This window comes from Nocardioides sp. REDSEA-S30_B4, from assembly GCF_001627265.1.
In the GTDB taxonomy this organism is placed as follows: Bacteria; Actinomycetota; Actinomycetes; order Propionibacteriales; family Nocardioidaceae; genus Nocardioides.
Map to the genome: position 1 here is coordinate 20976 of NZ_LUPI01000005.1, position 25847 is coordinate 46822.

Below are 25847 nucleotides of genomic sequence, written 5' to 3' on the forward strand. Positions count from 1 at the left end.
GCACATGTCACAACCTGGGCGGGTGCGTTGTGGCTGCAACGTCCGGCGTACGACGATGCGGCCATGAGCACTCCCCTCGACATCCCCAGCCACCTGTTCACCGCCATCGACCACGTCGGGATGGCCGTGCCGGACCTCGACGAGGCGATCGCCTTCTACCGCGACACCTTCGGGATGACGCTGGCCCACGAGGAGACCAACGAGGAGCAGGGCGTGCGCGAGGCGATGATGGCCGTCGGCGACTCCGGCTCCTGCGTCCAGCTGCTCGCGCCGCTCTCGGAGTCCTCCACGATCGCCAAGTTCATCGACCGCAACGGCCCCGGCTGCCAGCAGATCGCCTACCGCGTCACCGACGTGGAGAAGGTCGCCGCGATCCTGCGCGAGCGCGGGCTGCGGATGCTGTACGACGCCCCCAAGCGCGGCACGTCCGACAGCCGCATCAACTTCGTGCACCCCAAGGACGCCGGCGGCATCCTGGTGGAGATCGTCGAGCCGAACCCGGCCGCCGCGCACTGATCCCGTGCCCGGTCGACCGCCCACCGCGGCACGGATCGTGCCGTGCATCACAGGGGGTGGCCGCGAGATGACTCTTCCCGGCACTGTTACCCACCAGTAATCTTCCGCGCGGGGCGTCCGCCCCGACTGACTCCCGACCAGACCAGGAGCCACCCGTGCAGCACATCCTCGATGCGATCCAGGCCGGCCAGACCGGCGACGCGACCTCGGAGGACTTCGCGAGCCTCGCCCTCCCCGAGTCCTACCGCGCCGTGACGGTGCACAAGGACGAGGTCGACATGTTCGAGGGCGTGGCCTCTCGCGACAAGGACCCCCGCAAGTCCCTCCACGTCGAGGACGTCGCCCTCCCCGAGCTCGGCCCGGGCGAGGCGTTCGTCGCGGTCATGGCCTCGGCGATCAACTACAACACCGTGTGGACCTCGATCTTCGAGCCCGTCTCCACCTTCGGCTTCCTCGAGCGCTACGGCCGGCTCTCCGAGCTCACCAAGCGCCACGACCTGCCCTACCACGTGGTCGGCTCCGACCTCGCCGGCGTCGTGCTCAAGACCGGCCCCGGCGTCACCCAGTGGCAGCCCGGCGCCGAGGTCGTGGCGCACTGCCTCTCGGTCGAGCTCGAGGACCCGGCCGGTCATGACGACACGATGATGGACCCGCAGCAGCGCATCTGGGGCTTCGAGACCAACTTCGGCGGCCTGGCCCACATCGCCCTGGTCAAGTCCAACCAGCTGCTGCCCAAGCCGGCCCACCTCACCTGGGAGGAGGCCGCCTCCCCCGGCCTGGTCAACGCCACCGCCTACCGCCAGCTGGTCTCCAAGAACGCCGGCCAGATGAAGCAGGGCGACAATGTGCTGATCTGGGGCGCCTCGGGCGGCCTCGGCGGCTTCGCCACGCAGTACGCCCTCAACGGCGGTGCCAACCCCATCTGCGTGGTCTCCAACGAGGAGAAGGCCAAGATCTGCCGCTCCATGGGCGCGGAGATGATCATCAACCGCTCCGAGGAGAACTGGAAGTTCTGGAACGACGACAACACCGCCCAGAACCCCAAGGAGTGGCAGCGCCTGGGCAAGAAGATCCGCGAGCTCACCGGCGGCGAGGACATCGACATCGTCTTCGAGCACCCCGGCCGCGAGACCTTCGGTGCGTCGGTCTACGTGACCCGCAAGGGCGGCACCATCACCACGTGCGCCTCGACCACGGGCTTCATGCACGAGTACGACAACCGCTACCTGTGGATGAACCTCAAGCGCATCGTCTCCAGCCACTTCGCCAACTACCGCGAGGCCTACGAGGCCAACCGCCTCATCGACCAGGGCAAGATCCACCCCACCCTGTCCAAGACCTACACGCTCGACGAGGTCGGCCAGGCTGCGCTGGACGTGCACCACAACAAGCACCAGGGCAAGGTCGGCGTGCTGTGCCTGGCGCCCGAGGAGGGCCTGGGCGTGCGCGACGAGGAGAAGCGCGCGAAGCACCTCGACGCGATCAACCGGTTCCGCGGCGTCTGATCCCCCGCCGGGCCCAGGGTCCGGCACCTGCACCACCCGCGAGGGCCGTCGGTCGCACCGACGGCCCTCGCGGCGTCCCTGGCCTCCCTGGCCTCCCTGGCGTCCCCGGCCTCTCCCCCGCCGGGGACGCCTGGAATCTGGGCAAAGATTCAGGTGTCGACGGGTGGGACTGCGGCGGGCGATCCTCGACAATGGGGTCTCACGTCGACCTCCCACGACTGGAAGTAGGTTGTCCCGCATGAGCGACCAGGGCCTGTCCATCTTCGACGAGCAGTCCGGCCAGACCGGCAAGGGCTCTCCCGACGACAAGACCCAGGTGATCCCCGTCGCCCAGGGCGACAAGAGCAGCCAGGGCGGCCAGCCGTCCGGCGCCTCCGGCAACGCCCCCCAGCGCCCCGTCGTGCCCCCCGCGGCACGGCCCGGCGGTGCTCCATCGGCTCCCGCCGCCCCCGGCTTCCCCGTGGTGCGTCGTGGCGGCTACGACACCGCCAGCGTCGACGCCAAGGTCCGCCAGCTGCTGGGCGAGAAGTCCGGTCTGGCGCAGAGCCTGACCGAGTCCGAGCAGCGGGTCGTCGAGCTCGAGGCCGAGCTGGAGCGGGTCCGGACCGAGGTCGCGGAGATGGAGCGACCGTCGTACGCCGGTCTGGGCGGTCGGGCCAGCGCCATGCTCCGGCTGGCCGAGGAGGAGGCCGCCGACGTGCGGGCCGCCGCGCGCCGCGACGCCGACGAGATCCTCAACCAGGCCGAGCGCGACGCCAAGGCGATCAAGGCCGACGCCGCCCGTGAGGCCGAGGACATGCGGATGGTGCAGCTCCAGGAGCTCGAGGAGCACCGCACCCGGTTGCTGACCGACGCCGAGCAGGAGCGGTCGCTGGCCCGCAGCGAGGCCGAGGACCTGCGCGCCGCCGCGAAGCGCGAGGCCGACCAGGTCAAGCTCGCCGCCCAGCAGGAGGCGACCGAGATGCGTCCCTCCGCCCAGCGCGAGGTGGAGAAGGCCCGGGCCGCGGCCGACCGCGAGGTCACCGAGGCCCGCCGCACCCTCGCGGTGGAGAAGGAGCGGCTGGCCCGCGAGGCCTCCGAGCACCACGAGAGCGCGATGGCCGAGACGCAGCGCCTGGTCACCGAGGCCGAGCAGCGCGCCGCCTCCGCGGAGGAGCGCGGCCGCCAGGCCACCGCCTCGGCGACCCAGTACCGCGAGCAGTCCCAGGCCGAGGCCGACGCCCTGCTCCAGCGGGCCCGGCGCGAAGCCGAGCAGATCGTGTCCTCGGCGCAGAAGCAGGCCGAGTCGATCTCCTCGACCGGCACCGCCGAGGCCGAGCGCGAGCTGGCCGCGGTGCGCGCGGAGGTGGAGCGGCTGCAGAAGCGTCGCGACGGCATCACCGCCCAGCTCTCCTCGCTGGCCGACATCGTGTCCGGCTTCGGCAACGACGAGCCCGAGGCCCCTGCCGACGCACCGCAGAACGACGAGTCGTGACGAGCGAGCCCGGCGGGTCCGACGACCAGCGGTCCGCCGGGCCGCAGGACTCGACCGACCCCCGTGACCCCCGTGACCCCCGTGACCCCCGCGACCCCCGCGACACCGTCGCGATGGTCGAGGAGCACGAGCAGGAGGCCACCGACGACGACGCCCACGTGGGGCTCGTCGGCGGACCCGAGCACCTCGGGACACCCGGTCCCCCGCTGGACCGGCGTTCGCCGTTCTACCTCGGCTTCTTCGGCGGCCTGGGGGCGCTGACCGCCTGGTGGCTGGGCACCACGATCCTGGCGATCGGTTCGACGCTGCTGCTGATCGTGGTCTCGCTGTTCCTGGCCGCGGGGCTGCACCCGGCGGTGCTGTTCCTGGAGCGGCGCGGGCTGCGGCGCGGCTTCGCGGTCCTGGCCGTCATCATCGCCGCTCTCGGGGCCCTCACGCTCTTCGTGGTGGCGATCGTGCCGGTCATCGCCGACCAGGTCCGCGCCATCACCGACAACGCGCCCGGCTGGTTCGACCAGCTCCAGCGCAACGAACGGGTGCGCGCGCTCGACGAGGAGTACCAGCTCCTCGACCGCGCCCGCGACTACGTCAGCAACGGCGACTTCCTCTCCGGGCTCTTCGGCGGGGTCCTCGGCTTCGGGCTCGCCCTGGTCGGCGCGTTCTTCAACGCCTTCATCGTGCTGGTCCTGACGCTGTACTTCCTGGCGTCGATGGAGACCACCAAGGGCGCCCTCTACCGTCTGGCCCCCGCCTCGCGCCGTGACCGCGTCAGCCGGCTCGGCGACCGGATCCTCGCCAGCGTCGGCGGCTACGTGTCCGGCGCCTTCATCGTGGCCCTGATCTCGGGGATCTCCTCGCTGGTGTTCCTGTTCGTCATCGGCCTCGGCGAGTACGCCGTGGCGCTGGCCACCGTGGTGGCGCTGCTGGGCGTGATCCCGATGATCGGTGCCACCCTGGGCGCCATCGCCGTCACGGCCATCGGCTTCGCCACCGACGTGCAGACCGGCATCGCCTGCATCGTCTTCTACGTGGTCTACCAGCAGGTCGAGAACTACCTGATCTACCCGCGCGTGATGTCGCGCTCCGTGGACCTGCCCGGGGCCGTCATCGTCATCGCCGCGCTCGTCGGCGCCGCGCTGCTCGGCGTCGTCGGTGCGCTGCTGGCGATCCCCACGGCCGCGGGCATCCTGATGCTGCTGCGCGAGGTCTACGTCCGCCGCCAGGACGTCTCCTAGCGGACGTCCCCCGGACCGGCCGGCCTCACAGGACCGGCTCGGGCCGCTCGGAGCAGCCATGCGGCCACGACCGCAGCCAGGACCTCGGTGAGCGCCACGAACGACGCCAGTCGCGACCCGAGACGCCGGCCGGCGGCGATGCCGGAGGTGTAGGCCACCCCGGCCGTCACCAGGCCGAGCACGAGCACGGGGACCCACCACGCCACCGTCGTACCGGCAGGGCCGGCGTAGGACACCTCGGCCGTGGCGACCCGCATCGGCAGCAGGCCCACGAGACCGAGGAGCGCCAGCGAGGCCGACCCGACGACCAGGCCGCCGGCGGCCAGGGTCAGGGGCGGCAGACCGTTGCCCTCGTCGGCGGAGATCAGGAAGTACGCCGTGGCGCCGATCATCGCACCCAGGGCCCAGGCCACGCCGACCAGGCTGAGGTCGGCGCCGGAGACGACGTCGAGCACGAGCACGAGCCCGACCGCCGCCACCCCTGCGCCGGCCAGCGTGATGGGCCCCGGCCGCTGCCCGTGGCGCAGCCACAGCCACAGCACGACGGCTGCCGGCGCGGTGTACTCGATCAGCAACGCGGGCGCCACCTGCATGTGCTGGACGGCCGAGAAGTAGCAGAACTGCGCCCCGGCCACGGCCAGGACGCCGTAGAGGACGACCACCGTGGCGTTGCGGCGCAGGAGCGCCCAGCGACCGCGCAGCGCGACCAGGCCCAGCGGCAGCACGACCAGCGCGGCGACGCTGACCCGCACGAGCGTCGCGGCGCCAGGCGACCAACCGGTGTCGAGCAGCCCGCGTGCCACCGCCCCGGACAGCCCGAACGACAGCGCGCTGACCAGGGCGAAGGTCAGTCCCGCGGACAGCCGGGAAGCGGACGCACCCGGGCCCGAGACCGGTACGTCATGAGTCAACGTCGTCATGGATCATGACGGTAGGCCGTGCGTAGTAACGTGTCAACGTGGTTTTCGCCCATGACACCGAGATGTCCCTCCAGGCCGCCGTCGAGCTGACCAACACCGCCGGCGACCCCGACACCCTGCTGACCGTGGCGGCGCTCGACGAGTACTACACCGGCTTCGAGTACACCGGTCGCCACGAGCGCACCCGTGCCGAGCTGGAGGAGGTGCGCGCGCTGCGGCCGCGCTTCCGCGAGCTCTTCACGGCCAGTCGCGAAGAGGCGGTCGAGATCGTCAACCACATGCTGGCCGAGGCGGGCGCGGTCCCCCAGCTGGTGCGTCACGACCCCTACGACTGGCACATCCACGCCTGCTCGCCGGACGCACCGCTCGCGACCAGGATCACGGTGGAGACCGCGATGGCGATGGTCGACGTGGTCCGCACCGACGAGATGTCCCGCCTGGGCGTCTGCGAGGACGACGACTGCGACGGCATCGTGCTCGACCTCTCCCGCAACCGGTCGAAGCGGTTCTGCTCGACCACCTGCGGCAACCGCAACGCGGTCGCCGCCTACCGCGCCCGCCAGGCGGGCGAGGCGTAACCGCCAGGGCCCCGGAGCCGTTGAGGGGGCGAACCCGACCCGAAAGGCCCCGATGTCCCGCCTCCGCCGCCTCGCCACGCTCACCTGCGCCGGCCTGGCCCCGTTCGCCCTGGCCGGCTCCGCCACCCCTGCGCCGGCCACCGCGACGGTCCCGCAGTCCACGCCCACTTCGAGCCCCGTGGCCACCGCCGCCGAGGCACTGGCCTCCCCGACCGGCCGCGCCGTGGTGCGCTTCGCCGACGTCCCCAGTCGTGCCCAGCTGCGCGCCCTGCGCGGCCTCGGCCTGACCGTCCGCGGCCTGGACGCCCTGCCGATGGCCGTGGTCCACGGCCCCGCGGCGACCCTGGCCCGCATCGTCCCCGAGGGACTCGGCCTGGACGTGCGGCCCGACGAGGTGCTCGCCTACGCCGACACCGCGTCCTCCGACGTCATGTCCTCCTCCCCCGCCGCGGCGAAGAAGCTGCGCAGCCGGGGCCTGACCGGCAAGGGCGTGACCGTCGGGGTCATCGACTCCGGCTGCGACGGGACCCACCCCGACCTCGCCGACCACATCGTCCACAACGTGGTCCTGCTCAGCCCGGAGTACGCCAACGCCGGCACCTCCCCGGTGCTGCCGATCCCGATGGGCGACACGCCCTACTCCAACACCGACCTCGGCTCGGGCCACGGCACCCACGTGGCGGGCATCGTCGCCGCCGACGGCACCAGCAGCCCCGACCACCTCGGCGTGGCCCCGGACGCCGAGCTGGCGTGCTTCGCCATCGGTGCCGTCATCACGACCACCGCCGTGGTCACCGCCTACGACTACATCCTCGACCAGCCCGACCTGCTCGGCATCGACGTCATCAACAACTCCTGGGGCAACAGCTTCCGGCAGTACGACCCCGAGGACCCGGTCAACGTCGCCACCAAGGCCGTGAGCGACCGGGGCGTGACCGTCGTCTTCTCCGCCGGCAACTCCGGCTCCGGGGACGCCGAGGCGAGCGTCAGCCCCTTCAACCAGGCCCCGTGGGTGATCTCCGTGGCCGCCGGCGACCTCTCCCGCCAGCGCGGCAGCTTCTCCTCCAACGGCCTGGAGCTCGACAACGGCCGAGCAGTCGCGATCGGTGCGGACGGGCACACCGTCCACCGTGGCGACCGGATCGGCCTGACCCAGCCCGACATCATGGCGCCCGGCGTCTCGATCTCCTCCTCGTGCGACAGCACGGGCAGCGTGATCGGGCCCTGCCCCGACCACGGCAACACCTCGGCCTCCGGCACCTCGATGTCCGCACCGCACATCGCCGGCGCGGCGGCCGTCCTGCTGCAGGCCAACCCGAGGCTCACCCCCGCTCAGGTGCAGCTGGCCATGAAGGCGACCGCCAGCCCGGTGCGGACCCCGGACGGGACCATCCTGGGCTCCCACCAGGTCGGCTACGGGCACGTGAACCTCGACCGGGCCGTGACGCTGGTCAAGGGTCGCTCCGGCAAGGCCCTGAAGAAGAGGATCGCCCGGGCCATGCGCACGGCCGACCGCCGCCTCGCACGCCAGGACGACTGGAAGGTCGCGCGCACCGACCAGTGGCAGTCCGACGCCCTGCCGGTCGCCGTCGACCCGCTGCCGTTCTTCGACACCCACGAGCTGAGGGTGGCCAAGAGCACCGACGCGGTGAAGCTGGCCGTGGTCTACCCGACCCCCGGCACCGCCGCGAACCTCGCCGAGGTCACGGCCACCCTGGTCGCCGCCGACGGCACCGAGGTCGGGTCCACCAGCACGGACCTGCTCTTCAGCCACGGCACCGGGTCGGTGCTGCTGGAGGACGTGGCCCCCGGCGACTACACCCTCGAGCTCGGGGGCTACTACGTGTCCGACCCCGACACCCTGGACAGCGACTCCATCAACGGCCGCGTCGTCTTCGTGTCGGCCTCCCAGCTGAAGCGACGCTGAGGCGAGGCACCACTCCGTCGTCCTGACCCGCGGAGGTCCCGCCCCGACCCGGGGCGGGACCTCCGTCATACCCCCCCCGCCGGTTCCGGCCCGCGGTCACCGACGCTGTGCCACCCTGGACGCACGGGGAGCCCGTGTCCCCCATCCCCCACCAGGAGCGCCGTGCCCACGCAGATCCTCGTCGTCGACGACGACCCCGACCTGTCACTGCTGATGGCCCTGTTCCTGCGCAAGCACGGCCACCAGGTCGACACGGCCGCAGACGGACGCGCCGCGCTGGAGAAGATCCGCACGTCGGCACCGGACCTGGTGGTGCTGGACTGGAACATGCCCCATCTCGACGGCCTCGGCCTAGCCGCAGCCGTGCGCGGAGAGCTCGGCCTGACCGGTCTTCCCCTGCTCATGGTCACCGCGATCCCCGACCACGCCCAGGCACTGGCAGGCGGCGTCGACAAGGTGATGGCCAAGCCGTTCACCTCCGCCACCCTCGTCGGCGCGGTCGAGGAACTGCTCACCGCGGCCGGCAGGACCTCCGCCTGAGGGTGGAACGACGACCGGCCCCCGTCTGAGCAGACGAGGGCCGGTGACGCCGGGACCGGACGGTCAGCGAGCGCTGTAGTCGCGGAAGCCGCGCTTGGTCTTGCGACCGAGGTAGCCCGCGGTGACCAGGTGCTCCAGGAGCGGTGCCGGGGCGAAGCCGGGCTCGCGGAACTCCAGGTACAGCTCTCGCTGGATGGCCAGCGACACGTCGTTGCCGACCACGTCGAGCAGCTCGAAGGGGCCCATCGGGAGGGCACAGCCCTGCTTCATGGCGGTGTCGATGTCGTCGGCGGTCGCGTAGTGCGCCTCGAGCATCTTCACCGCGTCGTTGAGGTAGGGGAAGAGCAGCGCGTTGACGATGAAGCCCGCGCGGTCCGTGCACGAGACCGCGACCTTGCCGACCTTCGCGCACAGCGCCCGGACGGTCTCGGTGACCGCGTCGTCGGTGGAGACGGTCGAGACGACCTCGACCAGCTTCATGACGGTCGCCGGGTTGAAGAAGTGCATCCCGATGACGTCCTGCGGACGCGAGGTCACCTTGGCCATCGCGATGATCGGCAACGAGGAGGTGGTGGTGGCCAGGATCGCGCCGGGCTTGCAGATGTCGTCGAGGTTCTCGAACAGCGTGGTCTTGATGGCCAGGTCCTCGGCGATGGCCTCGACCACGATGTCGACCGTGCTCAGGTCGTCGAGCGAGGTGGTGCCGCTGACGCGGGCCAACACCTCGGTCTTCTGCTCCTCGGTGGCGCGGCCACGCTGGATCTGCTTGTCGAAGTTCTTGGTGATGGCCGCGACGACCCCGGCGACCTTCTCCTGCGAGCGACCGACGAACAGCACGTCGTAGCCGGCCTTGGCGAACACCTCGACGATGCCCGATGCCATCGTGCCGGTGCCCACCACGCCGACCTGGGCGATCTCGTGACGCAGCGCCGGAGCCGCGTCGGCGCTGGGCGTCGCCGCGTCGTCGACCACCACCGGGGAGTCGGGCTGCTCGTAGGTGTAGAAGCCACGACCGGTCTTGCGGCCCAGCAGGCCGGCGGTGACCATCTGCTTGAGGATCGGGGTGGGCGCGTGCAGCCGGTCGCGACCCTGGCGGTACATCGTCTCGAGGATCTCGTAGGCGGTGTCGAGGCCGATCAGGTCCAGCAGGGCCAGCGGACCCATCGGGTAGCCGCAGCCGAAGCGCATCGCGGCGTCGATGTCCTCGCGCGATGCGTAGCGCTGCTCGAACATCGAGGCGGCGTGGTTGAGGTAGCCGAAGAGCAGCGTGTTGGCGATGAACCCGGCCTTGTCGCCGCAGACCACCGGGCTCTTGCCCAGCGACCCCAGCAGGGCCTGCACGTCGTCGAGGACGGCCGGCTCGGTCACGACGGTCCGCACGACCTCCACCAGCCGCTGCACGGGTGCGGGGTTGAAGAAGTGGATGCCGACCACGCGGCCGGGCGCGGAGGTCGCGGTGGACAGCTCGGTCACCGACAGGGAGGAGGTGTTGGTCGCCAGGATCGCGTCGGGCGAGACGATGGCGTCGAGGTCGCGGAAGATGGAGACCTTCACGTCCATGGACTCGACGACGGCCTCGACCACGAGGTCGGCGTCGGCGAGGTCCTTCAGGGTCGTGGTGAAGGAGATCCGGCCCAGGAGCGCGTCTGCCTCGTCCTGGGTCAGCTTCTCGCGCGCGACGGCGCGGCCGGTGGAGGCCTCGAGGTGGCGACGGCCGCGGGCCACGCCCTCGTCGTCCTTCTCCACACCGACCACGGCGTAGCCGTGACGGGCGAAGACCTCGGCGATGCCGGCACCCATGGTGCCGAGGCCCACGACACCGATGGTGGTGAAGGTGCGGGCGGTGTCAGGAGTCTCGGGAGCGGTCATGGGCGGCATCATGGCACGGGTCGGGCACCCTGCCTGTGGCCTGGTTCACTGGTCGGTAACTTAGCGGCCGCTCAGGCACGGGATGATCGATCCAAGTGCCGCCTGAGCACCTCGCGGGCACCGCACCGGTCCAGCCCGAGGTCCTGCTCGTGGCGACGGATCCGGGCCAGGTGGGGCGGAGGCGCAGGGTCCTCGGAGAAGCCCAGGCGGCGGTAGAACGGCCCGTTCCAGGGCACGTCGCGGTAGGTGCACAGGGTCAGCGAGTCGTGACCGGCCCACCGGGCCTCCTCGCAGGCGGCGTGCACGAGTGCGGTGCCGACGCCCCGGCGGCCGTGCTCGGGCAGCAGTACCGAGAGCTGCTCGAGGTGGGCGGTGAGGGCCCCGTCGTCGGCGCGGAGCCACAGCAGGTGGGCGAAGCCGACCGGCCCGTCGGCGTACGCCGGGTCGACGGCGACCAGGAGGGCCCCGTCGGCCGCGTCCCTGCTCGTCCCGCTCGGCGCGGGCGCCAGCAGGGCCGGCACGACGGCCTCCCCGAACCAGTCGGCGAAGGGCGCGGCCCCCGAGTCCTCGATGGCGGCGAGGTGCCGCAGCTCGGAGGGCCGCGCCGGGTGGACCGACAGCGTCATCGTCGGACCACCACCGGGCTCACGTGGTCGCACGCTCCTCCACCGGCACCTCGGAGATCTCCCCGCTGCGGATGCCGTCGAGGAAGGAGCGCATCTCCTCGCGCACCTTTGGCAACAGGAGGTAGCAGGCCAGCAGGTTGAAGATCGCGCACACGAACAGCATGGCGTCGGCGAAGCTGAGGACCGACCCCAGGTCCACCACGGCACCGAGCACGGTGAAGAGGCAGAAGACGACCTTGAAGAAGGTCTCGTTGAACGTGCTCTTGCCGACCAGGGAGGTCCAGGCCCGCATCGTGTAGTACGCCCAGGTGATCAGCGTGGAGAAGGCGAACAGGGCCACCGCGAGCGCGAGGACGTTGTCGAAGCCGGGCAGGAAGGTGTCGAAGGAGTCCGAGGTGAGCGTGACGCCCCCGGCACTGTCCAGCCCGCCACCGACCAGCTCGTCGTAGTTGGTGCCGTCGGCCGCGATGACGATGGTCAGCGCGGTCATCGTGCAGATCACCACCGTGTCGATGAACGGCTCGAGCAGCGCCACGAAGCCCTCGCTCACGGGGTGGCGGGTCTTGACCGCCGAGTGGACGATCGGCGCCGAGCCCACGCCGGCCTCGTTGGAGAACGCCGCGCGCTGGAAGCCGATGATGAGGACGCCGATGGCGCCGCCGGTGATGCCCTCGGGAGCGAACGCGCCCTCGACGATACGGCCGATCGCACCGGGCACCTCGGTGGCGTTGATGCCGATGACCAGCAGGCAGGCACCGATGTAGATCGCCGCCATCACCGGCACGAGCTTGGAGGTGACCTTCGCGATGGAGGTGACGCCACCGAGGATGACCACACCCACGAGGAGCGCGAGCACGACGCCGAAGGCGAACGCGGCGCCGCTCGAGGCGAGGAAGGAGTCGTCACCGCCGGTGACGTTGACCGCCTGGGCGTAGGTCTGGTTGGACTGGAAGGCGTTGCCGCCGAGGGCACCGAAGAGGATCAGCGCCACGGCGAAGATGCCCATCGCGACCTTGCCGACGCCGGGGCCGAAGCGCTCGAAGGCGACCGGCATGTAGCGGAACGGCCCGCCGGTGACGGTGCCGTCCTCGTGGACCTCGCGGTAGCGCACGCCCAGGGTGCACTCCACGAACTTGGTGCACATGCCGAGCAGGCCCGCGAGGATCATCCAGAAGGTCGCTCCCGGCCCGCCGACGGTCACCGCGACCGCGACACCGGCGATGTTGCCGAGTCCCACGGTCCCGGACACCGCGGAGGCGAGCGCTTGGAAGTGCGTGACCTCGCCTGGATCGCTCGAGCGGGAGTAGCGACCGCGCACCAGGGCCCACGCCGTGCCCATCGAGCGGAACTGCACGCCCCGGAAGTAGACGGTGAAGACCGCCGCGGCCACCACGAGCCACAGCACGATCAGGGGGAAGGAGTAGTCCCCCAGGGGGACCTCCCAGAAGATCACCGACGTGACGGCGGTCGCGATCGGCTCGAAGGCGTCGTTGATGGCCTTCTCCAGGCTGGGGATGAACGCGCTCTCCGCGTCGGCGGCCAACGGGATCGTCCCTGGGACGGTTCCGAGAATGGTCATAACCCGCCATGCAACACCACCCGTCCGGTCCCCGGACCACCCGGGCGGTTGCCCCCGGGTACCCTCGGGCCGCGTGAGACTCGTCGTCGCGCGCTGCCAGGTCGACTACGCCGGCCGGCTGACCGCCCACCTGCCCATGGCCACCCGGGTGCTGATGATCAAGGCGGACGGGTCGGTCCTGGTCCACTCCGACGGCGGCTCCTACAAGCCGCTGAACTGGATGTCGCCGCCCTGCGCCCTGCGCGAGGGCACCACCGAGGACGGCCAGGTCGAGTGGACGGTGACCGGGAAGACCGACGACACGCTGCGGATCCTCATCGAGGAGGTCCTCCACGACTCCTCGCACGACTTGGGCATCGACCCCGGGCTGCAGAAGGACGGCGTGGAGAAGCACCTGCAGGAACTGCTCGCCGAGCACCCGGCCACGCTGGCCGCCGGGCTCACGCTCGTGCGTCGCGAGTTCCCCACCGCCATCGGCCCGGTGGACCTGATGTGCCGGGACGCCGAGGGGCTCAGCGTCGCGGTCGAGATCAAGCGACGCGGTGAGATCGACGGCGTCGAGCAGCTGACCCGCTACCTCGAGCTGCTCAACCGGGACCCCCTCCTCACCGGCAAGGGGTCGGTGCGCGGCATCTTCGCCGCGCAGGCCATCAAGCCGCAGGCCCGGGTGCTCGCAGAGGACCGCGGCATCACCTGCGCCGTCGTCGACTACGACGCGCTGCGCGGCATGGACGACGACGCCGAGCACCGGCTCTTCTGAGAGCCACCCGCCGTGCTCGTCTACCACGTGGCGACCGCCGCGGACTGGGCCCGGGCCCGCCGCGACGGTGTCCACACCACGTCCACCCGCGGCCGGACCCTGGAGCAGGAGGGTTTCATCCACGCCAGCCGGGCCGACCAGTGGCGTGGCGTGCACGCCCGCTTCTACGCCGACGTCGGCGAACCGCTGGTGCTGCTCGAGATCGACACCGACCGCCTCGGGTGCCCGGTCGTGGAGGAGCCCGGCGAGCCCGGCGGCACCGAGACCTTCCCCCACATCCAGGGCCCTGTCCCGGTGACGGCCGTGCTCAGAGCAGTGCCGGTCGAGGAGGCCCTGGCCGCCACGTCCTTCAGCTCGCTCTTCCTGCGCGAGGTGCTGCGCAACGCGGCGCTCGGGTTCGGCCTCATCGTCCTCTCGGCCATCGGCGCCGTCGCCGTGGGCGGCGTCGACGGCGGGTCGGAGACCCTGGTGGGCGCGGCGGCCGGGCTGGCCGTCGGGCTCCTGCTGATGTGGCTCGTGCTCAGGCGGGGACGCCCGCGGACGTGAGCCGCTGGAGGTTCTTCAGGAACCGACGGAACGCCAGGTCGCACAGCGGGCCGGTCAGCGGGGCGAAGACCTTGGAGGGACCGGCCAGCTCCTGCGCCAGCGTCCAGGTCAGCCGGCACCCCGTGTCCGTCGGCTCGATCCGGTAGTCCTCGAGGAACGCGCTGAGCGCCGACGTCGAGGAGGCGTTGAACCGGAACGCGAGGTGGCGACCCGGCTCCCAGGCGAGGAACTCCTCGTCCCCCACGATCCCACCTCGCATGGTGACCACGCGGGTGGTGCCGACACCGTGCGGCTCCGGCGAGGTGTACTCGACGTCGGTGATGACCGACGCCCAGCGGGGCCAGGTGTCGGCTCGGGCGAGGACCTCGAAGAGCTCCTCGGGGGACAGGGCGATGTCCACGGAGTTGGAGAAGACCGCCGGCGCGGTGTCGAGGTAGTCGAGCTCCACGGGGCGGCAGGGGTGCAGGCGGGTCATCCGGTCTCCTCGATCTCGCTGGGTGCCTCGGGCAGCACCACGCGCACGGTCGTCCCCTCCCCCAGGGTGCTCGTGGCGGTGATGCGTCCACGATGCGCGTCCACGATGGCACGGGCGATGGTCAGTCCCAGGCCGGCGCCCGGCACCTGGTCACGCACGGCGTCGGCGGACCGGAAGAGCCGGTCGAAGATGCGCGGCAGCTCCTCCTCGGAGACGCCCGTGCCCCGGTCCCGCACCTCGAGCCAGACCTCGCCGGCCTCGCGCCCTCCCGCGACGACCACCTCGGTGCCCGGGGGGCTGAACTTCAAGGCGTTGACCACGAGGTTGTCCACCACCTGCGCGAGCCGCAGCGGGTCCCCCTCGACCACCAGGCCGGGGGGCACCTGCACCGACACCGGGACCGACTTCGTCAGCGCGGCCACACCGGCGCCCTCCGCGCACGAGCGGGCGACACTGCCCAGGGACACCCGTTGCGGCTCCTCGACGGTCGTCACGTCGATGGAGGACAGGTCCAGCAGGTCGTTGACCAGGCGCAGCTCGCGACTGGCGTTGCGCTCGATGACCTCGAGCATGCGTCGAGCGGGCGCGCTGATGGCGTCGTCGTCGAGGTCCATCATCAGCTCGACGTAGCCGATGATCGAGGTCAGCGGGGTCCTCAGCTCGTGGGACACCGTGGCGACCAGCTCGTCGCGCAGCCGGTCCGCCTCGCGCTGGAGCCTCAGCCGCTCGGTGATGTCGCGCACTGCGGCGGAGACGAGGATGCCCTCCTCGGTCAGCAGCGGGGAGAGGGAGATCTCGACCGGGAACTCGCTGCCGTCCTTGCGGGCGGCGTACAGCTCGCGTCCCGAGCCCATCGGCCGCACGCCCGGGCGGCCCAGGAAGCCCTCGCGCAGGGCGTGGTGGCCCTCGCGGTACCGCTCGGGCACCAGCGTCTCGATGGGACGCCCGAGGAGCTCGTCGGGCTCGTAGCCGAACAGGTTCACGACCTGGCGGTTGACCAGGACGATCTCGGCGGACTCGTCGACGATCACCATGGCGTCGGGGGCGGCCTCCAGGAGGCTGCGGAACCGCTCCTGCTCCAGGACCCGTGAGGACACGTCACGCACCGTCGCGCAGACGTACGTCGCGTCCTCGGCCGAGACCTTCGCCAGGGAGATCTCCGCGGGGAACTCCGAGCCGTCCGCGCGGGCCGCCGCCAGCTGCAGCAGGCCCATCGGGCGCCCCCCGTGCACGCCCTCGAAGCTGGCCCGTCGTCGAGGGTGGTGCTGACGCACCGCCGCGGGCACGAGCGCCTCGACGGGCTTGCCGACCAGCTCGTCGGGGTGGGTGCCGAAGACCTCGAGGCAGTGGCTGTTGGCGGAGGCGATCAGCCCCTCCTCGTCCACGAGCAGGACCGCGTCGGGGGACGCGTCGACGACCCCTCGCCACAGGGCGGCATCGCCCAGCCGGTCGGTCCCCTCCACGGGTGCCACCCTAGGCGAGGATCGCGCTCCCGGTGAGCGAAGCGACCTCATCCGCGCACCCCCAGCTCAAGGTCACACCCGCCCCGCCGTGGCCGTAGCAGTGCACGACGTCCCCCACCCGCTCGAGGCGCACCCGGGGGCGCACCGGCCGCAGGCCGACGCGGTGCGAGAGCACCCGGGCGCCGGCGAGCTCCGGCACCAGCCGGGTCGCCCGCTCGAGGATCTCCTGCGCCACGTCCGGGTCCGGGGTGCGGCTCCACTCCCCCTCCTGGTCGGTCCCGCCCACGACCACGTCGCGCGAACGAGGCACGACGTACGTCGGCCCGTCGGCGTCGAGGGTCCACCGGTCGATCCCGACCTGGGCGACGCGGACGACCTGCCCCCGCACCGGGACGACGCTGGGGTCCGCTGCGAGGTGCCGGCTGCCGAGACCCGCGCAGTCGACCACCAGGTCCACGCCCGGGGCCCCGGTCGGGAGGGCCGAGAGGTTCAGTCGCGTGATCGTCCCTCCCAGCTGCGCGACCCGGTCCGCCAGCCAGTCGAGGTAGACCGGCATCTCCACGACCGGCGCGGTGAAGGACCACGAGTCGGCGTACCCCGCCGGCACCTCGACGCCGCGACGCAGGTCGGGGACCGCGGCGGCCCACCAGGGCTCACCCGTGCTGCGACGCAGCACCTCGGCTCCCGGCACCATCTCCACGCCGGTCCGCGGCTGCCGGGCCAGCGCGGCGAGCTCGCCGAACGTGCTGGCGGCCCAGCTCGTGACGCGGTCCTGGGGCAGGGCTCGGTAGGGGTACCACAGCGCTGCCGCGACGGCGGACGTCGTCTCCCTTGGCAGGTCCCTGGCCAGGACGTCCACGCGGTGGCCCGCCTCCAGCAGCCGCACCGCGCAGCTGAGCCCGACGACGCCCGCACCGACCACCAGCACCCTGCTCACGGGCGCAGTCTGGCATCCCCACCCGGTCGGACGTGGGCAGGAACACATACCGACAGTTTGTTCGCAAGTGCGCTGTTGACATAGATTCAACGACCATGAGCATCCCCCACCCGCGCTCGACGCCCCCCGTCCGCCGCACGGCACGCACCCTGCTGGCGGGCCTGCTCGTCGGCGCCCTCACCGGCGCCCTCGTCGGGGCGGTCGCCGGCCAGTCCGTCGCGGTCGCCGACCCGCAGCGGGTGATCTCGCGCGAGGTGGTGTTCACGCTGAACAACCACAACGACACCGACGTCCCCTGCCTGGCCGACGGCGAGGTCCACACCGTCGCCGGCCGCCTGGTCGGGCCGCGCGAGGAGGTGCTCGGCCACGCCGGGAGCACCCGGATCAACATCCTGGTCCACGACGCCGGCACCGGCGGCTGGTTCTGGAACCTCCAGGGCGCACGCCGCTACGACTACGCGGGCCAGCTCGCCCGCCGCGGCGAGACCTCGCTGGTGCTCGACCGGCTCGGCTTCGACGCCAGCCCGCTGGCCGATGGCCGCGCGACCTGCCTGGGCGCGCAGGCCACGATGCTCCACCAGGTCGTCCAGCACGTGAAGTCGGGCATCTACGAGTACGTCGAGCGTCCGGGCGCCGCGGTCCCGCACGGCGCCCAGGTCGTGCTGCACGGCCACGGCGTGGGTGCCGCGGTCGCCCAGCTGGAGGCCGCCGAGTTCGACGACGTCGACGGCCTCGTGGTCATGGGGTGGAGCGACGCGGGCGCCTCCACCGACGCCATCACCGAGGCCGCGCGCCAGGGCGTCGAGTGCCTCAGCGACGACTACGTGCCCTACGGCGCCACGCCCGAGGACTTCGTGTCCCTCCTCTTCGCGACGGCTCCCGGCCGGGTGCGCCGCGCGGCGCTCGACCAGCGCAACGACACGCCCTGCGGGGACGTCACCAGCCTGCTCGGGACCGTCGGCGCACTGAACCTCGGCACCCACGCGGTCGAGGCCGACGTGCTGGTCCTCCAGGGCGGAGCCGACGTGCGGCACCGCCACGAGTCCGCGGACACCCAGGCGGGGCGCTACCGCTCGGCGGAGTCGGTGACGGCACGCACCTTCGCGAAGGCCGGGTCCGCGCTGCCGCTGGAGAAGCAGGCCCCGAAGGTGCGCCGCACGGTGCTCCGCTGGCTCGACTCCACCTTCGTGGAGCGCTGAGCAGGAGCGCTGGGCAGGACCGCCGGGCAGGACCTCCGGGCAGGAGCCCTGGGCAGGCGAGGGCTCAGGCGCCGGCGATGCGCGGAGCCGTCGGGTCCTCGCCGCCGTCGCCCTGCTCGCGGGCGACGTACTCCTCGATGTCCTCGACGTCGTCGACGTTGCGCGTGACCACGGCCAGCAGGTCCGACATCGTCGCGACCTCCTCGACCTGCTCCTTGATGAACCACTGCATGAACTGCTCGGAGGCGAAGTCGCTCTCCTCGCGGGCGACGCGCAGCAGGGCGTTGATCTGCTCGCTCACCCGGCGCTCCTGGTCGAGCGCGAGGCGCACGGGCGCCACGACGTCCTCGAAACCGGTGACCGGCGCCTCGACCCCGGGGATCGCGACCTCGGCGTCGGTGTCGAGGAGGTACTGCACCATCATCAGCGCGTGGTCGCGCTCCTCGAGAGCCTGGGCGTAGAAGAAGGCAGCCATCTGCGGCATCGTCAGCGCGTCGTAGTGGACGGCGCAGGCGAGGTACTGGTTGTGGGCTGCGAGCTCGTGGCCGATCTGGGCGTTGAGCTGCTCGATGAAGCGTGCGGCAGGCACGGGCGTCCTCTCCTCAGGCGACCTTCGTCAGGTCCTTCTTGGTGAAGGAGCGGCCGTCGACGCGGACCAGTCTCCTCTTCTTGACCGTGTAGCCGGGCGGCAGGGTGCCTTCCTTGAGCATGCGCAGCGGGCAGCGCCCGCACTTGCTCCGGGACTCGCAGCACTTGGTCTTGGGGAGCTTGACCAGCACGGACTTCTTGCCGTGCTTGTCCTTCCCCTTCTTCTTGCCCACGCGTGCAGCGTAGCAAGAGGTTAGGTATGCCTGCCCTACATCTCAGGAACGGGCCGCCGGGTGCGACCCGCCGGGCTCACGAGAGGCCGTTGGCCCGGCGGATGACCTCGACGATGCCGCCCATGATCTCGGTGAGACCGAAGTCCTTGGGCGTGTAGACCGCGGCGACGCCCAGCTCGACGAGGCGGCGTCCGTCGGACTCGGGGATGATGCCGCCGACGATGACCGGTACGTCGTCCAGCCCGGCCTCGCGCAGTCCGTCGAGGACGGCCGGCACCAGCTCCATGTGGGAGCCGGAGAGGATCGAGAGGCCCACGCAGTGGACGTCCTCGGCGACGGCCGCGGAGACGATCTGCTCGGGCGTGAGCCGGATGCCCTGGTAGACGACCTCGAAGCCGGCGTCGCGCGCTCGCACGGCGACCTGCTCGGCGCCGTTGGAGTGGCCGTCCAGGCCGGGCTTGCCGACGAGCAGTCGCAGCCGCCCGCCGAGCTCCTCGCCGGTGGCCTTGACGCGCTCGCGGACCTCGGTCAGCTCGGCACCGGCCTCGGCGACGCCCACGGCACCGGAGACCCCGGTCGGGGCACGGAACTCGCCGAAGACCTCGCGCAGGGTGCCGGCCCACTCCCCCGTGGTGGCGCCCGCGCGGGCGGCCGCCAGGGTGGCGTGCATCAGGTTGTCGGTGCCCTTGGCGGCCTCGGCCAGGGCGCGCAGCGCGTCCTCGACCTGCTGGGGGTCGCGCTGGGCCTTCCACTCCTCCACGCTGGCGCGGGCGGTCTTCTCGGCCTCGGGGTCCGCCACCATGATCGCGGAGTCGAGGTCGGCGGTCAGCGGGGAGGGCTCGGTGGTCTCGAACCTGTTGACCCCGACGATGACCTCCTGCCCGGACTCGATCGCGGCGCGACGGGCGGCGTGGGAGGAGACGAGCTCGCCCTTCATGTACTCCACCGCGGCGATGGCGCCGCCCATGGCCTGGACCCGGTCGATCTCGGCCTTGGCGCCGGCGACCAGCTCGGCCACCTTGGCCTCGATGACGTGGGAGCCGTCGAAGATGTCGTCGTACTCCAGCAGGTCGGACTCGAAGGCCAGGACCTGCTGCAGGCGCAGGGACCACTGCTGGTCCCAGGGGCGCGGCAGGCCGAGCGCCTCGTTCCAGGCGGGGAGCTGCAGCGCGCGGGCGCGGGCGTTCTTCGACAGCGTCACGCCGAGCATCTCCAGCACGATGCGCTGGACGTTGTTCTCCGGCTGGGCCTCGGTCAGGCCCAGGGAGTTGACCTGGACGCCGTAGCGGAAGCGCCGCATCTTCGGGTCGGTCACGCCGTAGCGCTCGCGGGTGATCTCGTCCCACAGCTCGACGAAGGCCCGCATCTTGCAGGTCTCCTCGACGAAGCGCACACCGGCGTTGACGAAGAAGGAGATCCGGCCCACCACCTTGCCGAAGTCCTCCTCCGAGACCTGGCCGGCGTTCTTGACCTCGTCCAGGACCGCGATCGCGGTGCACAGGGCGTAGGCCAGCTCCTGCGTCGGCGTCGCGCCGGCCTCCTGCAGGTGGTAGCTGCAGATGTTGATGGGGTTCCACTTGGGGATGTGGTGGACCGTGTAGGCGATCATGTCCGCGATCAGCCGCATGGAGGCCTCGGGCGGGAACGCGTAGGTCCCGCGGGAGAGGTACTCCTTGATGATGTCGTTCTGGGTGGTGCCGGCCAGCTGGGCGGCGACCTCCTCCGGGGACAGGTCGGGGTTCTGCTCCTCGGCGGTGACCTGGTACATCGCAAGCATCCACATCGCGACGGCATTGATGGTCATGGAGGTGTTCATCTCCGTCAGCGGGATGCCGTCGAAGAGCTTGCGCATCTCGCCGAGGTGCATGACCGGGACGCCGACCTTGCCGACCTCGCCGCGCGCCATCGCGGAGTCCGGGTCGTAGCCGGTCTGCGTGGGCAGGTCGAAGGCGACCGAGAGGCCCGTCTGCCCCTTCGCCAGGTTCGTGCGGTAGAGCTCGTTGGACGCAGTCGCGGTGGAGTGACCCGCGTAGGTCCGCATCACCCAGGGGCGGTCCTTCTCACGGCGTGCGGGCGTGGCGTTCTCGGTCATGGTCCGAGGGTAGAACGAGTTGTACGCGTCGGTAACCTCCGTCCGTGTGGCCAATGCCACTCGGGCGGTCGAGCCGCGTCGAGCCGGCGCGCACTCAGGCGCGGGCCGGCTCCCGCTCGACGTCCACGACCCGGATGAGGTGCGAGAGGTGCAGCATCCGGCGCACGGCCGGACCGCAGCCGCGCAGGGTGAGGTGGTGTCCCTCGCGCGCGGCGGCCCGCGAGGCCATCGCGAGCACCCGCAGGGCGGTGAGGTCCACCGAGTCCACGCCGCTCATGTCGGCCACGACGTGCGGGTGCTCGGCCAGGTGGTCGTAGAGGGCGGCGCGCACCCGCGTGGTGGAGCGGCCGTCGAGGTCCCCGCTCAGGACGAGCGTCGGCCCGTCGGTCGTGATGTCCATGTCCTACCTCCCGAGACGTGCGCCCCCAGGTTGCTCTCACCACACTGACGCCCGCCACCTCATTTCGGTTGCACCCGCACCGCGACTTTCTCGTGCGTGTCGGTGGTGGAACCCTCAACCGGCTGTGCCGGACCTGTGACTACGCTCGCGGGCATGGTCAACCTGACGCGCATCTACACCCGCACCGGCGACGGTGGCGAGACCCGGCTCGGCGACATGAGCGTGACCACCAAGAACGACCTGCGGCTGCACGCCTACGCCGACGTCGACGAGGCCAACGCGACCCTCGGCCTGGCGATCGCGTGCGGCGGCCTCGACGACGGCGTCGTCGCGGTGCTCACGCACGTGCAGAACGACCTCTTCGACGTCGGCGCCGACTTCTGCACCCCCGTCGTCGAGGACCCCGAGTTCCCGCCGCTGCGCGTCGAGCAGGCCTACGTGGACCGGCTGGAGTCGTGGTGCGACGAGTACAACGAGCACCTGGAGACCCTGCGCTCCTTCATCCTCTCCGGCGGCACCCCGGCGGCCGCCCACCTGCACGTGGCACGCACCGTCGTGCGTCGAGCCGAGCGAGCCGCGTGGGCGGCCTACGAGCAGCACGGCGAGACGATGAACAAGCTCGCGATCACCTACCTCAACCGGCTCTCGGACCTCGTCTTCATCCTGGCCCGTCACGCCAACCGCGAGCAGGGCGACGTGCTCTGGGTGCCCGGAGGTCAGCGCGGCTGACGGGTGGCCAGCACGCTGAGCGAGGCGGGCAGCATCAGGGCGGTGACCGCGAGCAGCACCTCGAGCGTGCCGATCCGGTCGCCGAGGTGACCCAGCAGCGGCGGTCCGGCCAGGAACGCGCCGTACCCGATGGTGGAGACGACGGAGACCCGTGCCGCCGCACGGGGCCCGCCGTCCGCGGCGGCGCTCATGCCCACCGGGAACCCCAGGGCGGCACCCAGGCCCCAGAGCACGATGCCGAGGGCCACCAGCGGGAGCACCTGGCCCTGCACCGTCAGGACGGCACCGAGGGCGGCCAGGGAGGCACTCCCCCACAGCACGGCCGGGCGACCGAAGCGGTCCAGCAGCACGGGTCCGTAGAGCCGACCCGACGTCATCGCCACGACGAAGGTGGCGAAGCCGGCCACGCCGACCCAGTGCGCCACCCCGTAGCCGTCGATCAGCCCCAGGGCCAGCCAGTCGTTGGCGGTGCCCTCGACCATCGCGAAGCACAGCACCATCAGCCCGATCGCCAGGGTCCGTGGGTCCCGCCACGCCGACGGCCCCCGCGAGGCTCGCTCATCGGCGTGGTCGGGCTCGGCGGGCAGGAAGCCGCGGGTGCCCACGACGGCGACGACGCCGACCACGAGGGCCACGAGCAGCAGGTGGGCCAGCAGCGGCGTCCCGAGGGCGATCACCACGACCCCGAGCCCGGCACCGGCCAGGGAACCCGCGCTCCAGCCCGCGTGGAAGCGCGGCATGACGGTACGGCGCATCCGACGCTCGACCTCGGCGGCCTGGACGTTCATCGCGACGTCCCAGACCCCGATGCCCACCCCGTGGACGAAGAGCCCGAGGGCGGCCAGGGGCACGCTGCCCAGGACCGCGCCGAGGGCCGCCGCGGAGAGACCCACCGTGTCGGCCAGCACGCCCGCGTGCACGGTCGCCCCGGCACCGATCCGCTCGATGACCCGGCCGGTGCTGGGCAGCGCCAGCAGGGACCCGCACGAGATCGCCAGCAGCAGCGTGCCGAGCCCGCCGTTGCTGAGCTCGAGGCGCTCACGCAGGTCGGGCAGTCGCGACACCAAGGAGGCGAAGACCAGCCCGTTGAGGGCGAAGGAGAGCGCCACCGCGTTGCGTGCGGTCAGCAGCGCAGGCGCCAGCGGCTCGCGGCGCGTCACGGTCGGGGTGCTCACCACGCCATGATGACCCTCGGTTGTTTACCGGTCAAATGATCAAGCGTCGCACTAGCGGCGGGTGCCCCGCGACCCGGGCATCTCCGCGCCGGGTGGCCGCGCCTCGAGCCAGGCCTGGAACCCGGTGAGAGTGCCGGGGCTCATCGCCAGCTCGATCTCACCCTGCGCGGAGCGACAGGAGATCACCACGTGGTCGGGGAACAGCGAGACCTGCTCGGCGCCCTCCGACTCACGACGACCGACGTAGGTCAGCTCGTCGCGGACCCAGGAGCGCTTGGGACGGGGCGAGAGCGAGAAGATCCGGAACCACTCCAGCCGCTCCTCGGAGTAGCGGCCCACGCCCAGCAGCCAGCCGCGGCCGGGGCGACCCGACCGCACCCGGTGGGAGAGCTCGAAGGTGCCCCCCGAGCGGGCGATCACGCGTCGGCGCACGACCAGCGCGACGGCGTACAGCAGCGCCAGCACGAGGAGGGCGCCGGCGATGTCGAGCAGCCACTGCCACAGCGGCACCGCACTCCCCCTCCCGGACGACCCGGGAAATGAGACCACCCACCGTCCCGGTTGGGGGTCACCCTAGCGGGACGGTGGGTGGGCACGACGACCGGCTCGGTCAGCTCGCCTTCTCGGCGGCGCGGATCCGGGCCGAGGCACGACGGATGCGCAGCTCGCGCTCGTCACCGGTGGGCAGCGTCTCCGCCGCCTCCAGCTCGGCCTTGGCCTCGTCGATGTGGATCTCCTCGGCCAGCAGCGCGTGCTCGGTCAGGATCGAGACGCGGTCGTCGGCGACGGAGATGAACCCGCCGTCGACGGCGGCGTGCACGACACCGTCCGGGGTGCTGATCTCGACCGCGGCGTCGGTGAGCAGGGAGAGCAGGGGCGCGTGCCCCTGCAGCACTCCCAGGTCACCGTCGACGGTGCGGGCGATGACCATCGACGCCTCGCCGGACCACACGGTCCGGTCGGCGGCGACCAGGACGACCTGCAGTCCCGTGCCGAGCTCGGCGGCCATCAGAGACCCTTCTGGATGTCGGCCCAGTTCTTCTCCACGTCGTCGAGGCCGCCGCACATGAAGAAGGCCTGCTCGGCCACGTGGTCGTACTCGCCGTCGGCGATCTTGTTGAAGGCCTCGATGGTGTCGGCCACCGGGACGGTGGAGCCCTCGATGCCGGTGAACTGCTTGGCGACGTAGGTGTTCTGCGAGAGGAAGCGCTGGATGCGGCGCGCCCGGCTCACGATGACCTTGTCCTCCTCGGAGAGCTCGTCCACACCGAGGATCGCGATGATGTCCTGCAGCTCCTTGTTGCGCTGGAGGATCTGCTTGACGCGGATCGCGCAGTCGTAGTGCTCACGACCGATGTACTGCGGGTCGAGGATGCGCGAGGTCGACGTCAGCGGGTCCACCGCGGGGTAGATGCCGAGCGAGGCGATCTCGCGCGAGAGCTCGGTGGTCGCGTCCAGGTGGGCGAAGGTGGTCGCCGGCGCCGGGTCGGTGTAGTCGTCGGCGGGCACGTAGATCGCCTGCAGCGAGGTGATCGAGTGACCACGCGTGGAGGTGATGCGCTCCTGGAGCACACCCATCTCGTCGGCGAGGTTGGGCTGGTAGCCCACCGCGGAGGGCATGCGACCCAGGAGGGTCGAGACCTCGGAACCGGCCTGGGTGAAGCGGAAGATGTTGTCGATGAACAGCAGCACGTCCTGCTTCTGGACGTCACGGAAGTACTCCGCCATGGTCAGCGCGGAGAGCGCGACGCGCAGACGCGTGCCCGGCGGCTCGTCCATCTGGCCGAAGACGAGCGCGGTCTGCCCGAGGACGCCCGCCTCCTCCATCTCGACCATCAGGTCGTTGCCCTCACGGGTGCGCTCGCCGACGCCGGCGAACACCGACACACCACCGTGGTCGCGGGCCACACGCGCGATCATCTCCTGGATGAGCACGGTCTTGCCGACGCCCGCGCCGCCGAACAGGCCGATCTTGCCGCCCTGGACGTAAGGGGTGAGCAGGTCGATGACCTTGATGCCGGTCTCGAACATCTGGGTCTTCGACTCCAGCTGGTCGAAGGCCGGGGCCTTGCGGTGGATGCCCCACCGCTCGTTGACCTCGAAGGTCTCGCCCTCGGCGAGGTTCAGCACGTCGCCGGTGGCGTTGAAGACCTTGCCGAGCGTCGCGTCGCCGACGGGCACCGTGATGGGCTCGCCGGTGTCGACGACCTGGCCGCCGCGGACCAGGCCGTCGGTCGGCTTCAGCGAGATCGCGCGCACCATGCCGTCACCGATGTGCTGGGCGACCTCGAGCGGGAGCGTGGAGGTCTCCCCGCCGAGGGTGATCTCCGCGGTGAGCTTGTTGTAGATGTCGGGCATGGCGTCGACGGGGAACTCCACGTCGACGACCGGGCCGATCACCCGGGCGATGCGACCGACGCTGGCGCCGCCGGCCTGGGTGGTCTCTTCGATGGTGGCAGTCATGTCTCTACTCCGTTGTTC

Annotated in this window: 26 protein-coding genes; 11 read left to right on the forward strand and 15 right to left on the reverse strand. The window is 71.5% G+C overall.

Annotation, left to right across the window (positions count from 1 at the left end):
* Nucleotides 1-63: 63 nt before the first annotated feature.
* The 4 genes from mce (at nt 64) to A6R01_RS00730 (ending at nt 4730) form a co-directional block, all read left to right on the forward strand.
* Nucleotides 64-516 carry a methylmalonyl-CoA epimerase gene (mce, locus tag A6R01_RS00715; protein WP_292602396.1) on the forward strand — a complete coding sequence of 151 codons (453 nt, stop codon included), beginning with the start codon at nt 64-66 and terminating at the stop codon, nt 514-516.
* A gap of 155 nt (nt 517-671) precedes the next feature.
* Nucleotides 672-2021, forward strand: a complete 1350-nt coding sequence (gene ccrA / locus A6R01_RS00720) for a crotonyl-CoA carboxylase/reductase (protein WP_292602399.1) — start codon at nt 672-674, stop codon at nt 2019-2021.
* Nucleotides 2022-2259: 238 nt separating this feature from the next.
* Nucleotides 2260-3495, forward strand: a complete 1236-nt coding sequence (locus A6R01_RS00725) for a hypothetical protein (RefSeq protein WP_292602402.1) — start codon at nt 2260-2262, stop codon at nt 3493-3495.
* Nucleotides 3492-4730, forward strand: coding sequence for an AI-2E family transporter (locus tag A6R01_RS00730; RefSeq protein WP_292602405.1), 1239 nt, complete (start codon nt 3492-3494; stop codon nt 4728-4730). Before A6R01_RS00725 ends, A6R01_RS00730 begins: the two co-directional genes overlap by 4 nt.
* Here A6R01_RS00730 and A6R01_RS00735 read toward each other — a convergent pair.
* Nucleotides 4727-5650 carry an EamA family transporter gene (locus A6R01_RS00735; RefSeq protein WP_292602408.1) on the reverse strand — a complete coding sequence of 308 codons (924 nt, stop codon included), beginning with the start codon at nt 5648-5650 and terminating at the stop codon, nt 4727-4729. The genes A6R01_RS00730 and A6R01_RS00735 overlap by 4 nt on opposite strands.
* A gap of 38 nt (nt 5651-5688) precedes the next feature.
* Between A6R01_RS00735 and A6R01_RS00740 the strand changes: the two genes are divergently transcribed.
* The 3 genes from A6R01_RS00740 (at nt 5689) to A6R01_RS00750 (ending at nt 8695) form a co-directional block, all read left to right on the forward strand.
* A complete protein-coding gene (locus A6R01_RS00740) occupies nt 5689-6228 on the forward strand; it encodes a CGNR zinc finger domain-containing protein (protein ID WP_292602410.1) in 540 nt (179 codons plus the stop codon).
* Nucleotides 6229-6280: 52 nt separating this feature from the next.
* Nucleotides 6281-8155 carry a S8 family serine peptidase gene (locus A6R01_RS00745; RefSeq protein ID WP_292602412.1) on the forward strand — a complete coding sequence of 625 codons (1875 nt, stop codon included), beginning with the start codon at nt 6281-6283 and terminating at the stop codon, nt 8153-8155.
* A 162-nt stretch (nt 8156-8317) separates the two neighbouring features.
* Nucleotides 8318-8695, forward strand: a complete 378-nt coding sequence (locus tag A6R01_RS00750; RefSeq protein WP_292602415.1) for a response regulator transcription factor — start codon at nt 8318-8320, stop codon at nt 8693-8695.
* A gap of 63 nt (nt 8696-8758) precedes the next feature.
* On the opposite strand, the gene A6R01_RS00755 is transcribed toward A6R01_RS00750, so the two are convergent.
* From A6R01_RS00755 to A6R01_RS00765, 3 genes are all read right to left on the reverse strand, one after another.
* Nucleotides 8759-10564, reverse strand: coding sequence for a 3-hydroxyacyl-CoA dehydrogenase family protein (locus tag A6R01_RS00755; protein ID WP_292602418.1), 1806 nt, complete (start codon nt 10562-10564; stop codon nt 8759-8761).
* 71 nt (nt 10565-10635) lie between these two features.
* A complete protein-coding gene (locus A6R01_RS00760) occupies nt 10636-11190 on the reverse strand; it encodes a GNAT family N-acetyltransferase (RefSeq protein WP_292602421.1) in 555 nt (184 codons plus the stop codon).
* 19 nt (nt 11191-11209) lie between these two features.
* Entirely contained in the window at nt 11210-12769 is a 1560-nt protein-coding gene (locus A6R01_RS00765; RefSeq protein WP_292602424.1) for a sodium:alanine symporter family protein, read from the reverse strand.
* Between the two features lie 73 nt (nt 12770-12842).
* Between A6R01_RS00765 and nucS the strand changes: the two genes are divergently transcribed.
* Entirely contained in the window at nt 12843-13529 is a 687-nt protein-coding gene (gene nucS / locus A6R01_RS00770) for an endonuclease NucS (RefSeq protein ID WP_292602427.1), read from the forward strand.
* A 12-nt stretch (nt 13530-13541) separates the two neighbouring features.
* Nucleotides 13542-14075 carry a DUF952 domain-containing protein gene (locus tag A6R01_RS00775; RefSeq protein WP_292602430.1) on the forward strand — a complete coding sequence of 178 codons (534 nt, stop codon included), beginning with the start codon at nt 13542-13544 and terminating at the stop codon, nt 14073-14075.
* Here the strand turns inward: A6R01_RS00775 and A6R01_RS00780 are convergent.
* Genes A6R01_RS00780 through A6R01_RS00790 form a run of 3 tightly spaced genes read right to left on the reverse strand, consistent with a single transcriptional unit; the run spans nt 14050 to nt 16950 of the window.
* A complete protein-coding gene (locus A6R01_RS00780) occupies nt 14050-14550 on the reverse strand; it encodes an SRPBCC family protein (protein ID WP_292602433.1) in 501 nt (166 codons plus the stop codon). The two genes, A6R01_RS00775 and A6R01_RS00780, sit on opposite strands and share 26 nt — an antisense overlap.
* On the reverse strand, nt 14547-16013 hold the full coding sequence (locus A6R01_RS00785; RefSeq protein ID WP_292602436.1) for a PAS domain S-box protein: 1467 nt from the start codon (nt 16011-16013) through the stop codon (nt 14547-14549). The genes A6R01_RS00780 and A6R01_RS00785 overlap by 4 nt, the downstream gene beginning before the upstream one ends.
* A 10-nt stretch (nt 16014-16023) precedes the next feature.
* Nucleotides 16024-16950 carry an FAD-dependent oxidoreductase gene (locus A6R01_RS00790; protein ID WP_292602439.1) on the reverse strand — a complete coding sequence of 309 codons (927 nt, stop codon included), beginning with the start codon at nt 16948-16950 and terminating at the stop codon, nt 16024-16026.
* 95 nt (nt 16951-17045) lie between these two features.
* Between A6R01_RS00790 and A6R01_RS00795 the strand changes: the two genes are divergently transcribed.
* Nucleotides 17046-18149 (forward strand): hypothetical protein, encoded by a 1104-nt coding sequence (locus tag A6R01_RS00795; RefSeq protein WP_292602442.1) that lies wholly within the window; start codon nt 17046-17048, stop codon nt 18147-18149.
* A gap of 64 nt (nt 18150-18213) precedes the next feature.
* Here A6R01_RS00795 and A6R01_RS00800 read toward each other — a convergent pair whose 3' ends face one another.
* The 4 genes from A6R01_RS00800 to A6R01_RS00815 all read right to left on the reverse strand — a co-directional run bounded on the left by A6R01_RS00800 (nt 18214) and on the right by A6R01_RS00815 (nt 21462).
* Nucleotides 18214-18738 (reverse strand): ferritin, encoded by a 525-nt coding sequence (locus A6R01_RS00800; RefSeq protein WP_292602445.1) that lies wholly within the window; start codon nt 18736-18738, stop codon nt 18214-18216.
* Between the two features lie 13 nt (nt 18739-18751).
* Nucleotides 18752-18970: a hypothetical protein gene (locus tag A6R01_RS00805; RefSeq protein WP_292602448.1), complete on the reverse strand. Its 219-nt coding sequence runs from the start codon at nt 18968-18970 to the stop codon at nt 18752-18754.
* Between the two features lie 76 nt (nt 18971-19046).
* Nucleotides 19047-21122, reverse strand: a complete 2076-nt coding sequence (locus A6R01_RS00810) for a protein meaA (RefSeq protein ID WP_292602451.1) — start codon at nt 21120-21122, stop codon at nt 19047-19049.
* A 34-nt stretch (nt 21123-21156) separates the two neighbouring features.
* Complete coding sequence (locus A6R01_RS00815) at nt 21157-21462, reverse strand: STAS domain-containing protein (protein WP_292602454.1); 306 nt, start codon at nt 21460-21462, stop codon at nt 21157-21159.
* Nucleotides 21463-21615: 153 nt separating this feature from the next.
* Here A6R01_RS00815 and A6R01_RS00820 point away from each other — a divergent pair, with 153 nt between their 5' ends.
* Nucleotides 21616-22191 (forward strand): cob(I)yrinic acid a,c-diamide adenosyltransferase, encoded by a 576-nt coding sequence (locus A6R01_RS00820; RefSeq protein ID WP_292602458.1) that lies wholly within the window; start codon nt 21616-21618, stop codon nt 22189-22191.
* Here the strand turns inward: A6R01_RS00820 and A6R01_RS00825 are convergent.
* From A6R01_RS00825 to atpD, 4 genes are all read right to left on the reverse strand, one after another.
* Nucleotides 22179-23366, reverse strand: a complete 1188-nt coding sequence (locus A6R01_RS00825) for an MFS transporter (protein WP_292602461.1) — start codon at nt 23364-23366, stop codon at nt 22179-22181. The genes A6R01_RS00820 and A6R01_RS00825 overlap by 13 nt on opposite strands.
* A 51-nt stretch (nt 23367-23417) precedes the next feature.
* Nucleotides 23418-23876, reverse strand: coding sequence for a DUF2550 domain-containing protein (locus A6R01_RS00830; RefSeq protein WP_292602464.1), 459 nt, complete (start codon nt 23874-23876; stop codon nt 23418-23420).
* Between the two features lie 100 nt (nt 23877-23976).
* Complete coding sequence (locus A6R01_RS00835; protein ID WP_292602467.1) at nt 23977-24375, reverse strand: F0F1 ATP synthase subunit epsilon; 399 nt, start codon at nt 24373-24375, stop codon at nt 23977-23979.
* On the reverse strand, nt 24375-25829 hold the full coding sequence (gene atpD, locus A6R01_RS00840; RefSeq protein ID WP_292602471.1) for a F0F1 ATP synthase subunit beta: 1455 nt from the start codon (nt 25827-25829) through the stop codon (nt 24375-24377). Before atpD ends, A6R01_RS00835 begins: the two co-directional genes overlap by 1 nt.
* Between the last annotated feature and the right edge of the window lie 18 nt (nt 25830-25847).